General features: G+C 61.6%; 9 protein-coding genes. 4 read left to right on the top strand and 5 right to left on the bottom strand.

Features of this window, described 5'->3' with window-relative positions:
* Positions 1-95: 95 nt before the first annotated feature.
* The gene (locus tag ACESMW_RS08665) at positions 96-947 is read right to left on the bottom strand and encodes a universal stress protein (RefSeq protein WP_372986642.1); all 852 of its coding nucleotides are present in this window, start codon (positions 945-947) and stop codon (positions 96-98) included.
* Between the two features lie 238 nt (positions 948-1,185).
* Between ACESMW_RS08665 and ACESMW_RS08660 the strand changes: the two genes are divergently transcribed.
* Positions 1,186-2,466 (top strand): MgtC/SapB family protein, encoded by a 1,281-nt coding sequence (locus ACESMW_RS08660; protein ID WP_372986641.1) that lies wholly within the window; start codon positions 1,186-1,188, stop codon positions 2,464-2,466.
* An 11-nt stretch (positions 2,467-2,477) separates the two neighbouring features.
* On the opposite strand, the gene alkB is transcribed toward ACESMW_RS08660, so the two are convergent.
* Complete coding sequence (gene alkB, locus ACESMW_RS08655; RefSeq protein ID WP_372986640.1) at positions 2,478-3,128, bottom strand: DNA oxidative demethylase AlkB; 651 nt, start codon at positions 3,126-3,128, stop codon at positions 2,478-2,480.
* An 84-nt stretch (positions 3,129-3,212) separates the two neighbouring features.
* On the opposite strand from alkB, the gene ACESMW_RS08650 reads away from it, so the two are divergent.
* Both ACESMW_RS08650 and djlA read left to right on the top strand, forming a co-directional pair.
* Positions 3,213-6,041, top strand: coding sequence for an HD domain-containing phosphohydrolase (locus tag ACESMW_RS08650; RefSeq protein ID WP_372986639.1), 2,829 nt, complete (start codon positions 3,213-3,215; stop codon positions 6,039-6,041).
* Positions 6,042-6,091: 50 nt separating this feature from the next.
* Positions 6,092-6,871: a co-chaperone DjlA gene (djlA, locus tag ACESMW_RS08645; protein WP_372986638.1), complete on the top strand. Its 780-nt coding sequence runs from the start codon at positions 6,092-6,094 to the stop codon at positions 6,869-6,871.
* A gap of 3 nt (positions 6,872-6,874) precedes the next feature.
* Here djlA and ACESMW_RS08640 read toward each other — a convergent pair whose 3' ends face one another.
* Positions 6,875-7,483 (bottom strand): methyltransferase family protein, encoded by a 609-nt coding sequence (locus ACESMW_RS08640; protein WP_372986637.1) that lies wholly within the window; start codon positions 7,481-7,483, stop codon positions 6,875-6,877.
* A 143-nt stretch (positions 7,484-7,626) separates the two neighbouring features.
* Here ACESMW_RS08640 and ACESMW_RS08635 point away from each other — a divergent pair, with 143 nt between their 5' ends.
* The gene (locus tag ACESMW_RS08635) at positions 7,627-9,114 is read left to right on the top strand and encodes an amidase (RefSeq protein ID WP_372986636.1); all 1,488 of its coding nucleotides are present in this window, start codon (positions 7,627-7,629) and stop codon (positions 9,112-9,114) included.
* On the opposite strand, the gene ACESMW_RS08630 is transcribed toward ACESMW_RS08635, so the two are convergent.
* Together ACESMW_RS08630 and ACESMW_RS08625 are read right to left on the bottom strand one after the other, a co-directional pair.
* Positions 9,081-9,839 carry a pseudouridine synthase gene (locus ACESMW_RS08630; protein ID WP_372986635.1) on the bottom strand — a complete coding sequence of 253 codons (759 nt, stop codon included), beginning with the start codon at positions 9,837-9,839 and terminating at the stop codon, positions 9,081-9,083. The two genes, ACESMW_RS08635 and ACESMW_RS08630, sit on opposite strands and share 34 nt — an antisense overlap.
* Positions 9,840-9,843: 4 nt before the next feature.
* A complete protein-coding gene (locus ACESMW_RS08625) occupies positions 9,844-12,933 on the bottom strand; it encodes an efflux RND transporter permease subunit (protein ID WP_372986634.1) in 3,090 nt (1,029 codons plus the stop codon).
* Positions 12,934-12,936: the final 3 nt, after the last annotated feature.

Raw genomic sequence — 12,936 nt, 5'->3', positions numbered from 1 at the left:
AGTCAAAAATCGGGAGGGCGGGGTTTGAATTTCTCAATCAGAACAATAGCCGGGGAGGTGCCTGCGCCCCGGCAGAGGGAAATCAAGGTATGAGATCAGCGCAGAATAACCAGAGGCTTCTGTGCGGTCTTGAGCATGGTTGTGGTGGTACTGCCCACCAGGAACTGGCGAATGCGGGAGTGGCCGTAAGCCCCCATCACCAGGATGTCGATATCCTGGTCTTCCTGGTATTGATGGAGGGCCGGTTCAACATCGCCGGCACGGATCGCAAGGGTAATCTCGCTCTCGAGTCCGGCGAGCATGCTCCCCGCCTTTTTCAGCTGTTCCCACCGGTCGCTGGTATCGGGGCCGACCATTACCAGATGCAGCGGCATGCCCCTCAATACCGGGCTGCCCGCCAATAATTCGACTCCCTTGAACGCTGTCGCACTGCCATCGAACGCCAGCATCGCACTCTTCGGCTCGGCGTATTCATCCGGCACCAGCAGAATGGGCCGGTGGACACTTCGGATCACGGTCTCCAGCTGGCTGCCGATATGAATGTCCCGGTCTGAACTGCTCTCACCGTGCAGGCCCATGACCAGCAACCGGGTCTTGCTCTCGAGTGCCAGCAGGGATTCGGTCAGTTCGTCATGGCGTTGGCGTTTGGTCACGTCGGTGATGCCGGCCTGCTTGACGCGCTGCTCCGCCTCGTCCAGCAAGTGGTGTCCGTGCTCCAGGGCAAGCTTGGCCCGTTTGCGATCCAGTTCTGCCAGCTCGTCCAGCAGGTGCTCCCGGCTACCGAGGCCGATGCTGCCGGCAAGGTCCGGCTCAGCCGGATAACGTTCCTGATCCAGAACGTGCAGGAGCAACAGGGGCGCTTCCATGTGCCGCCCTGCCCAGGCCGCGTAATCGCAGACAGCCGGAGCCGCGCGGGAGCCATCGATACAGGCCACTACATTCAACATGTCTACCTCGCCTTCGGAATCGTTATGATCGTTATTGTGTCCGTTTCATGCCAATGACCACCTTATCCGCCGACTGTTTTAAGTCAATCAGATCCCGGCATTTATCCGGACAGACGTGAGCCGCATCAACAGAACCAGCGGGCGGGTTTGCAAACACCTGCCATTACAGTAAAACTCTTGCAAAATGCCCGTCGAATTAATCCCCAGCAACAGCATTATCCGGAGTTCCTGCCCAGACATGGATGACGTAGCGAGCCAGTTCATCACGTCCAACCAGACCATCATCAACCTTGCGGTAGCCCTGCTCCTCGGTGCCATTATCGGTCTGGAACGGGGCTGGGATGCCCGGGAGCAGAAGTCCGGAGAACGCATCGCCGGCATCCGGACCTTTGCCCTCATTGGCCTGCTCGGGGGCATCGCCGGTGTACTGGCACGGGAGATCACTGAATGGGCCTTCCCGGTTCTTCTGGTCTGCGTCGTAGCCATGGCCATTGTTGCCTACAGCGAACGCCTGGAGCACATCCGCAACTTCAGCATCACGGGCATGGTCGGCATGGTGCTGACGTTCTGTTTCGGCACCATCGCCGTGGTCGTGGACCCGGTCATGGCGACGGCAGCGGCCGTGGTGACTGCAATCATTCTCGACAACAAGGAAAAGATTCACGGCTGGGTCAACAAACTCAAGGCCCACGAACTGGACGCGGCCCTGAAACTGCTGCTGATATCCGTCGTGATGTTGCCTCTGCTTCCGAACGAAGCCATGGGGCCCGGAGGGGTGCTGAATCCCCGTGAAATCTGGTGGATGGTGGTGATGATCGCCTCCATTTCCTTTGTCGGCTATTTCGCAATCCGGGTGGCAGGCACCCGCCGGGGCATTCTCTTTACCAGCCTGTTTGCCGGCCTCAGTTCTTCCACCGCACTTACCCTGCATTTCGCCCGGCAGTCGGCCCGCAATCCGGAACTGAGCCCGCAGTTCGCCACCGGCATCCTGATTGCCTGCGGCACCATGTTTCCCCGCATCCTGGTGTACTGCTTTGTCATCAACCGCGACTTGCTGCCGCTGCTGATCTGGCCGGTTGTGATCATGACAGCCCTGCTCTATGGTCCGGCCCTATTCATCTGGCGCCGCAACTCGGAAAAACTGGAAGTCTCCCAGCCGACGCTGAACCAGAACCCGCTGGACCTGACCTCAGCCCTGGTGTTCGGGCTGCTGCTGACCGCCATTCTCCTGCTCGGGGAATTCCTGAAGAACTGGCTTGGCGATGCGGGCATTTACCTGTTGGCGGCCAGCTCCGGTGTCGCCGATGTCGATGCCATCACCCTGTCACTCACCCGCATGTCCAACGACTCCCTGGCGATGGGCACTGCGGTTGTCGGGATCGTCCTGGCCGCTGCCGTCAACAACCTGGTCAAATCGGGCATGGCCTGGGGCATCGGTAACCGGCGGCTGGGACTGCTTGTCGCCGGGCCGATGGTGGTTTCTCTGGTGGCGGGTCTTGCGGTTGCCTGGTTTCAGTAGCCTGGAAAAAGCTAACCGGCCTTCCGGAACGTCAGGTTGTACCTGTAGACACCGGTCAGGGGGTGGTCACCAGCCTTCAGGGTCAGGACCCCATGGTAATGGCGCCGGGCCGGGCCACCCCAGACCACTACATCGCCATGACCAAGCGGCACTCGCACCGGCCGGTCACTGCGCCGGGGGCCGCCAAACTGGAAAACAATGGGCAGCCCCAATGACACGGACACAATGGGCTGATCGAAATCCCGCTCATCCCGATCCTGATGCAAACCCATTTTTGACCCCGGCTGGTAACGGTTGATCAGGCAGGCATCCGGCACGAAGTTCTCGAAGCCTGCCTCGGCCGCCGCCTCTGATGCAAGCTTCAGAAACAGCTCCGGCATCCGGGGCCAGGCCTGCCCGGTGACCGGATCCCGAGGTTCGTAGCGATAACCCCGCCGATCGGTGACCCAGCCAAGCTCACCGCAACAGGTCATCGCCGCCGACATGGTATGCCCACCCGGCGTTTCCATGTGCCGGAACGGCGACTGTGAGGCGACGAGGTCAATGGCGGCCATTAACCCCGACCCCGCCTCACTTGCGAATCCCCTGAGCACCACAGCGCCTTCGGCGATGGTTTCCCGGCGAGGCTCGACACCCTCGCCTTCAAACAGATCAAAGGTCATAACTTACGACTTTGTATGGAAAAACCGGAAAGTTCCGACTAAACAGTCTACCCTTTTAACCGGGTTTTCAAGTAAGGATGAACGATGTACCTCAAGAGCCAGTCGGCCCAGATTTCCCTGGCTTTAGTGATTGCCTCTGCCATTACCTCAGGCATGCTCGTGCTGGCACTGGTCCTGCTCGGGCAGAGCTTCCATGGCATGGAGAGTGCCAAGGTCTCGGCAGCCAGTGCTACAGCAAGGCAGCTGGCGGTCAGCGTCGATGACCGTATCAATGCCATCACCGCCCCACCCTCGACGGCCCTTGCTGTTCTGAGCCATGATCCCCTTGCCACAAGCCAGACCAACGACGAGCGGGTTGAACGCCTCGACGTACTCGCCGACATACTGCGGAGCAGCGACATTGTCAGTGCCGTATACGCCGGCTGGGGTGATGGAGACTTCTTTCTGCTACGCAAGGTCCGCAGCTCCGGCACGTTGCAGTTCCCCGATGCGCCAGAAGGGACCGACTACCTGCTTCAGATCGTCACCCGGGACGCCGACACTGTTGCCGGCGAGTGGCATTTCTACGATGCCGGGATGAAACTGATCGGTCGCAGGCAGGTGCCCGACTACACCTTTGACCCGAGAACCCGACCCTGGTTCAACGCAGCAGCGGACTCCCCCAAGACCGAGCTGTCCGCTCCCTATGTGTTCTTCACCACCCAGGAAACCGGGCTCACGCTCTCCCGCCGCAGCAGTAGTTTCGGTACCGGTGCCGGTTCGGCGGTGTTCGGTATTGATGTCACAGTAACGGATCTGGGTAGTCATCTGAACCAGCTGCGTCAGACCCCGGGCACCCGAATTGCCATCGTCAACCAGCAGGGTGAGGTACTCGCCGATTCCTCCGGCCGGACGGAAGCAGGTAACGTCATCTCAACGGTACTGGACCAGGGTGGACACCCGGTAGCCGAAGCTTCGGTTCGCCTCTTCAACGCAGAGGACAAAGACTGGTATGGCATTCGCGAGCCGCTGAACGCGCTGGCGGATGAACAGCTTCAGGTGGCCGTGGCCATTCCCTCGGACGAACTGCTGGCCGATGTCTGGGCCGCGCTGACCCGGCAAACCCTGATCGCCGGAGGCATTGGTATCGCCCTGCTTGTTGTCGCCTGGTTCCTCGGCCGGCGTGTGGGCCGTCCCCTGGAAAGGCTGACCGAACAGGTTGGCAGGCTGTCCCGCTTCCGGTTCGACACGCAGGTCCGCTCTGACTCCCACATCCGGGAAGCCCATCAGCTGGGCGTGGCCCTGGACGACATGTCCAGCACCATCCGCAGCTTCCAGAACATTGCTTCGGTCCTGAACCGGGGCCAGGACCTGAACCAGCTGCTGCAGGATATCCTCGAACAGATAGTCCACATCGTCGGCCAGGAACGCGGTGGCATCTACCTGTTCAGCAAACAGGAGCAGGAGCTGCGACTGGCAGTGGACCAGCACTCCGAACTCCCCGACCGCATGGAGAACATCAACACCAGCATCGACGACAGCAACCTGATCCGCGAACTGCGACAGCACATCGGCGGCCACCCGGTATTCGCAATCCTGCGTAACCGCAGAAGGAAGCTGGTGGGCGTGCTGGTGATCGAAATGGAGCACGGAGAACACACCCACCTCAGCGATGACCTCATTGTCTTTGTCGATGAAATCGCCGGCTCCGCCGCCGTTGCCATCGAGACACGGGAGTTGTTGGAAAGCCAGCAGGCCCTGCTGGAAGGCATCATCCGGCTGGTGGCCAATGCCATCGACGCCAAATCCCCATACACCGGCGGGCACTGCGAACGGGTTCCGAAACTGGCGCAGATGATCCTGGCGGAAGCCGAGGCCAGCAACGAAGGCCGGTTTGCCGCGTTCTCCATGAGCGACGACGAACGCCATGAATTCGAACTGGCGGCCTGGCTCCACGACTGTGGCAAGATCACCAGCCCGGAATACGTGGTGGACAAGGCGGTGAAGCTGGAGACGCTGCACAACCGCATTCACGAGATTCGCACCCGCTTCGAGGTACTCCACCGAGATGCGGACATCGCCTACCTGCAGGCAACCCTTGACGGCGAGGGTGAGGCCGTTGCCCGCGAGCAGCGTGACCACGTCCAATCAAGGCTGCAGGAAGAGTTTGCCTTCCTGGCCCGGGCCAACAAGGGCGGCGAATCCATGAGTGAAGAGGACATCGAACGCATCCGGGCCATTGGCCAGCAGACCTGGAAAAGGCATTTCAGCGACCGCCTGGGCCTGTCCGCCGACGAACAGCGACGACTGGCAGATGTACCAGAGCCTGCCCTGCCCGTTACGGAGCACCTGTTGGCGGACAAGCCCGAACATCTCCAGCCCTGGGGGGATCACCGCCCGCCGGTTGAGAAGGACGATCCCCGCAATGTCTGGGGCTTTGACATGAAACTGCCCGAGTATGCCTACAACCGGGGCGAAATCCACAACCTGACGGTGGCAAAGGGCACCCTAACCGACGAGGAGCGGTTCAAGATCAACGAGCACATCGTGCAGACCATCTGCATGCTCGATGCCCTGCCCCTGCCCGATCGTCTGGCCAATGTGCCCCGCCTTGCCGGCACTCACCACGAACGGATGGATGGCAAGGGCTATCCCTGCGGCCTGACCGCCGATCACATGGGTATCCCGGAGCGAATCATGGCCGTGGCCGATGTGTTCGAGGCGCTGACTGCCGTCGACCGGCCCTACAAGGAAGGCAAGACCCTGACCCAGGCACTGGCTATCATGGCTGGTATGGTCGATAACGGCCACATCGATCGCGAGACCTTTGAGCTGTTTGTGCGCTCCGGTACCTACCGGCGCTATGGTGAGCAACACCTTCGGCCGGAACAGATCGATGAGGTGGATGAAAGCCAGTTCATGAATCGGAACTGAAAAACACGTATATTCTCAAGTCGTATTTTTGCTGGACCAAGGACAACCTGATGCTGTTTGCAATCATTATCGGCGGCCTGATTGGCTACGCATTCGGAAAATTCACCGGATTTCTCATCGGTGCCGCCATCGGCGCGTTTCTGTTCAATCGCGCCAAGGCCCGCCTGATCGGCAAACTCCAGAACATCCAGAGCGGATTCCTGGAGTCGGTGTTCGCAGTGATGGGGGCGCTGTGCAAGGCTGACGGGGTGGTCACCCGGGACGAGATCCAGATGGCCGAATCCATGTTCGCGCGGTTCCGGCTCAATCATAAGCAGCGGGAAATGGCCAAACAGGCCTTCAACCGGGGCAAATCAGAGGATTTTGACCTGGATGCCGAGCTGGACCGGTTCATGCGGGTGAGCGCCCGCCAACCGGCCCTGCTGCAAATGTTTCTCCAGGTGCAGGTGTCCGCAGTGGCTGCCGACGGCGTGGTCCATCCGGCAGAGCACCAGATGCTGGTGCGTATTGCCCGCCGGCTGGGGCTGCCGGAGAGCCAGGTCGACCAGCTCGAAGCCATGCTGCGCGGGGCCCATGCCGGCCAGGCTGGCGCCGGCCAGCGCTCCACCAGCGACCAGCTCGACGATGCCTACAAGGCACTGGGCGTATCACCGTCCGCCAGTGACGAGGAAATCAAGAAGGTCTACCGCAAACTGATGAGTGAAAACCATCCGGACAAACTCGCCGGCAAGGGACTACCCGAAAGCATGCGGGAAATGGCCGAGGAACGGACCCGCGAGATCAGCCACGCCTACGACGTGATCAAGGACGCCCGCAAGAAAGCCAGTTAATTCTTAGAACCAGCGCGGCACCCGGTTCCGGTACTGCTCGTAAGCATCACCGAACTGTCGTGCCAGCGCCTTTTCCTCTTCCCGCGCCTGCCTGACAATCACCGTTACACCCGTTACCAGGCAAACCAGTGAAAAAACACTGGGCAACGCGAGGAAGAAGCCGAGCTGGCCGGCGATCACAGCCAGGAACAGCGGATTGCGGCTGCGGGCAAACGGGCCCTCCGTGACGAGTTTCTGGCGCCCCTCCCCGCCGTCAATGCCGGAGCGCCAGTCCTCGTGCATGTAGGCCTGGAGGTAATTCACGCCGGCAAAGGACGCCAGCAGCAACAGCATCCCCACCAGCAACACCGGCCAATGGTACAGCGGGCCGAACACCCCCAACCACGGATCAATATCCGCAAACACCCGCACCACGCACACGCCGAGGATGGCCGCACGGAACAGGTTGAAGGTATGGCGGTGCCACCAGGGCGCGGAACCGCGTTTGCCGTAATTGATGTGGGAAAACTTGAGCCGGTCATAGAGCCCGAGCGTCCGCCCGGCGAATTGCAGGCCGATCATCAGAAAAAAGATGCCCAGGAAATGCCTGACCAGCGGTTCGATAAGATCCATCAGGTGCGCTTACTGCAGAATTGATCTGCAAGCTTATTATCTGAAACCACGCATGAAAAGTTTCTTTTTACTACCTGAAATGACATGTCGTCACGTTAGGGATTGGGATAGAGTTACAGAAGATTTCTCAAGGAGCTCATCCGATGTCCAGCCCAGACCTGCCGCAGTCCGTCCACGCCTTTTCCGATGACGCCCTGGGGCATGACGACGCCACCGGGCTTTCGCAGCGACTCCGCCGCCGGGAAGTCTCCAATGCCGAGGTAGTGGAAGCGGCGATCCGGCGGGCGCGGATGGTCGAACCACAGCTGCATGGCGTGGTGGCGGAAAACTATGATCAGGCCCTGGAAGCGGCCAGGCGTCTGGACAATGAGCGGCCGGGCGGAAACCCCGGGTTTTTCCGAGGCGTGCCCACCTTCATCAAGGACAACCTCAATGTCGCCGGGTTACCCACCCGACACGGCTCGGCGGCCATCCCCGAAAACACCGCAAAGGACACCAGCCCTTTTGCCCAGCAGCTGCTGGTTCAGGGATACGTGTGCCTGGGCAAGAGCTCGATGCCCGAGTTCGGCTTCAATGCCACGACGGAGCCCGCTCACGCCGAACCGACCCGCAATCCCTGGAATATGGCCTACTCCACCGGCGCGTCCTCGGGTGGATCCGCCGCCCTGGTGGCTGCCGGGGTGGTGCCGGTTGCCCACGCCAATGACGGTGGTGGCTCGATCCGTATTCCGGCTGCCTGCTGTGGCCTGGTGGGATTCAAACCAACCCGTGGCCGGCTGGTGGACAACGATGCGGTTCATTCCCTGCCCATCAACATCATCAGCGATGGCATTGTCAGTCGGTCGGTACGGGACACCGCGAATTTCCTGGCCGAGGCCGAACTCTGGTTCCGGAACCCGAAACTGGCTCGCGTGGGTCGGGTTGACGGACCCTCCGGCCGAAAGCTGCGGATCGGTCTGGTGGTCGATTCCATCAATGGCCACCGAACCGACGATATGACCCGAAAAACCGTGGAGTCTACCGCCCGGCAACTGGAGCGTCTGGGCCATCAGGTGGTTCCTGTTGCCGTACCCGTGCCTGAGACCTTCCCGGACGACTTTGCCCTGTACTGGGCCCTGCTTGCCTTCGGTGTGAAAGCCAACGGCCACAAACTGCTCAACCCCGCTTTCGACAAGCGTAAGGTGGACGGTCTCACCAATGGCCTGGCGACGATGTTCAAACGCAATTTCTGGCGCTTACCCGGCGCCCTGTGGCGGCTCAAGCGCTCGGCGAGGGATTATGCCCGGGCAATGGACGGCTATGACGCGGTGCTGACCCCGATACTGGGTCATACCACGCCGCCCCTGGGCCATCTGAGCCCCGATGTGCCCTTCGAAACCCTGTTCGACCGGCTCACCCGATATGTCAACTTCACCCCCCTGGCCAATGCTACGGGGGCACCGGCCATTTCCCTCCCGGCGGGGCTGACGGAAGATAACTTGCCGGTTTCGGTCCAGTTGATGGGCAAGCACGGGAAGGAAGCCACCCTGCTGGATCTCGCCTTTGCCCTGGAGGCTGAGCAACCCTGGCCCGGACTGTCGCAGCAGGCACGGCAGGTTCAGGCCGAGGAAATCGCTTCGGCAGGGGGATAACGGAAGCCCGGGAATATCGACATCATCTGCAGAAAACTCGGCTCCAGCGGGGCATCAAAGATCATCGGGTTGCCGGTTACCGGGTGAGCGAAGGCCATCCGGGTCGCGGCCAGCATCAGCCGCCCTTCCCCGAAACGCTCGGCAAAATAACGGTTATGACGCCCGCGCCCGTGATTGGCATCGCCAATGATGGGGTGACTGATGTGCTTCATGTGACGGCGCAGCTGGTGCTTGCGGCCGGTTTCCGGATACAGCTCGACCATGGCATAGCGGCTGGTCGGATATTTCTCGATGGCGACCGGAATCTCGGTGGTGGCCAGGGAGCGGTAACGGGTCCGTGCGTCACGTACCGGCTGCTCCTGCCCTTTCAGCCGCCGGTCTTCCGGCTCCTCCCGCAGCGGGTGATCAATCTCGCCCTCCACGGGCGGCCAGCCACGGACCATCGCCAGGTAGGTCTTGCTCACTTCCCCGGACATCATGGCCAGACCGAGGCTGCGGGCTGTCTCCGGATCCCGGGCAAACACCAGAACCCCCGACGTAGGCCGGTCCAGACGATGCACCGGATAGACATGCTCGCCCCCGTTCAGCGAGCGGGCGTACTGCAGGGCGAACTCGGTTTCATGTTTGTCGATAGGACTGCGATGAACGAGCAGGCCGGCAGGTTTGTGGACCACCAGCAGCTGCTCGTCGCGGTACAGCTCCAGGAGCGGGTTGCCTTTCGTCATGGCCCTACCCTGCCTCCGGCTGCAACCGGCCTGTAATCTGCCGCACCTTCCGCCCGGTTTTCTCACCCAGTACCAGCAGGGACGGTGTCAGCAGCAATGTCAGAATCGTGGCAAAACCAAGGCCACCGGCAATAGCGCTGGAGAGCTGGGTCCACCACTGGGTGGACGGCGCACCAAGGCCCAGGGACGGGCTGAGCAGATCAACGTTGATGCTCAGCACCATGGGCATCAGGCCCAGAACCGTCGTGATCGCAGTCAGCAGGACCGGCCGTAAACGCAGGCACCCGGTTTCCAGTGCCGATTCATAGGGCGACAGCCCATCCCTGCGCATCTGGTTGTAGGTGTCGATCAGAATGATGTTGTTGTTCACCACGATGCCCGCCAGGGCAATGATCCCCATGCCGACCATTACGATGCCGAACGGTTGGCCGTTGAGCAGGAGCCCGATGAGAACACCGGCGGTGGACAACACGATGGCCGAGAGGATCAGGAAGGTCTGGTACAGGGAATTGAACTGAGTCACCAGGATCAGGAGCATCAGGCCGATGGCAACCAGGAATGCGGTGGCCAGGAACGACGCCGCCTGCTGCTGGTCTTCGCTCTCACCCGCGAAAGCGACAGTGACACCCTCCGGCGGTTCCGGCATCTGTTCCTGCAGCACCCGCAGCATTTCATCCACCTGCCGGCCCGGCGCCAGATCCGATTTGATGGTTACCGTGCGCTGACCGTCAACCCGCACGAGGCTGCCGGTCTTGTCCCCGGGCTCAAGATTGACGAATTCGGAGAGCGGCACCTGCCCCCTGGAGGTATGGATGGTCTGGCGCTGCAACTGATCCAGTTCCCGCCAGTTGTTAGGGACACGCACGGCAATGTCCACCTCGTCCCGGACATCCTCGGGCCGATAGGTCGCCAGTACCAGGCCGTTGGTGACCAGGCGCACAGCACTGCCGATACTGAGCACGTCGGTGCCAAAGCGCGCCGCCGCTTCCCGGTCCACCTTCAGTTGCCATTCAATACCTGGCAGGCTGCGGTCGTCCTCGATTTCCACGAACCCGTCCAGGGTGCGCATGCGCGCCTCGACGGCATCCACAAAACCGTTAAGCTGACCGTTATCGCGACTGCTGACCTGGATCTCGATCGGCTTGCCCTCGGCCGGCCCGCCCTCCTGTTTGCGGAATTCCAGCTCGATGCCGGGGATATCGGTCGTCCGTTCCCGGAAGTCCTCCAGAATCGCGCTGGCAGGCCGGCGGGTGAACCAGTCGGTGAATTGGAACTGCAGCACCCCGATGACATCCGGCGCCATCTGGGTGTTGTTATTGAGCATGGACCGGGCGTAGAGGGCCTTCACCTCGGGCATCCCCTGCAGACGCTGCTCGACCTCCCGAACAATGGCATCACGCTCCCAGACCGACAGATCGCCCCGGGCGCGAACCTGCACCTGGGCCGAATCCGGCTCCACGCTGGGGAAGAATTCCACGCCGTGATTGAAGCGGGCATAGGCGGCATAGATCACCACGATCACCACCAGCACACCCACCAGGGTGAGCCCCGGAAATTGCAGCAGACGGGACAACACCAGCCGGTACCCGGCCATCAGTCGGCCATCGGCATGGGAAGCACGGGCCCGGCGCCCGCCACTGACGCTGCCGAGCACCGGCAGGAATACCAGAGCCATGGCCAGGGAGGCGGTCAGGCAGATGATCACAGTGATCGGCAGGAACTTCATGAACTCACCGACAACGCCGGGCCAGAACAACAGCGGTACGAATACCGCCAGGGTGGTCGCGGTGGAGGCAATGATCGGCCAGGCCATCCGGCTCGCCGCTTCGGCCCAGGCAGCGCGCACGGTGCCGCCTTCAGACAGGTTCCGGTCCGCCAGCTCGGACACCACGATTGCACCGTCCACCAGCATGCCGGCCACCAGGATCAGGCTGAACAGCACCACGATATTCAGCGTCAGCCCCATGCCCCAGATCACCAGGATCCCGGTCAGGAAGGCGCCGGGGATGGTGAGCCCGACCAGCAGCGCCGAGCGTGGGCCCATGGCGGCAATCACGACGATGATCACCAGTACAATGGCGGTCAGCACGTTGTTGAGCAGATCCGAGAGGATGTCCTGCACCTCGTCCGACTGATCCATGATGTAACGGATATCGAGGCTCTCGGGCAGTCGCGGTCGGGCCTGCTCGATCAGCTCCCGGACCTGGCCCACGGTTTCGATGATGTTGGCGCCGGACCGCTTGGACACTTCCAGCACCAGTGCCGGCTCACCGTTGATGCGGGCAAAGCCGGTGGGATCCTTGAAGGTGCGCTGGAGCATCGCCACATCGCCGAAGGTCACCACGGTGTCGCCGTCCACTTTCACCGGCATGGACATGACATCCTCGATGTTCTCGATCACCCCCGGCACCTTCAGGGCCATGCGCCCGTTGCCGGTATCGAGGGAGCCCGCGGCCACCAGCTGGTTATTTCGGGTCACCAGGGACGCGAGCCGGTCGAAATCGATGCCATAGCTCTCCAGCACCTGGGGATCCACCACAACCTCCAGCTGATCCTCCCGGTCGCCACCGATCTCAACCTCCAGCACCTCGGGAATGGCCTCGATGGCGTCCTGGAGCCGCCGGGCAATGGTGATCAGCTCCCGCTCGGACAGCGGCCCGGAGAGGCCCACCGACAGCACCGGGAACAGGGACACATTGATCTCGTTTACTCGTGGCTCATCGGCCTCCTGCGGCAGCTTGGTCCGCGCGGTGTCCACCTTCTCCCGGACATCCTGCAGCGCCATGTCCGGATTGAAGCCGGCATCGAACTCCAGCATCACCGACGCGTGGCCCTCGGAGGCTGTGCTGCGCATCTCCTTGATGCCTTCAAGTGACCGCAACTCCTGCTCCATCGGCCGCACCAGCAGGCGCTCTGCATCCTCGGGACTGATACCGTCCAGGGTCATGGAAACGTAAATGATCGGGATGGTGACATCCGGATTGGCTTCCTTGGGGATGGTGTTGAACGCCGCGATCCCCCCAAGAATGAGGAACATCAAGGTCAGCAGGGTGGTCCTGCTCCGGTCCATGGCTGCAAAGATCAGTGCCCGCATACC

Origin of the sequence: Marinobacter sp. (assembly GCF_041690455.1) — a bacterium.
In the GTDB taxonomy this organism is placed as follows: Bacteria; Pseudomonadota; Gammaproteobacteria; order Pseudomonadales; family Oleiphilaceae; genus Marinobacter.
This window is presented reverse-complemented; position numbering and strand designations above follow the sequence as displayed.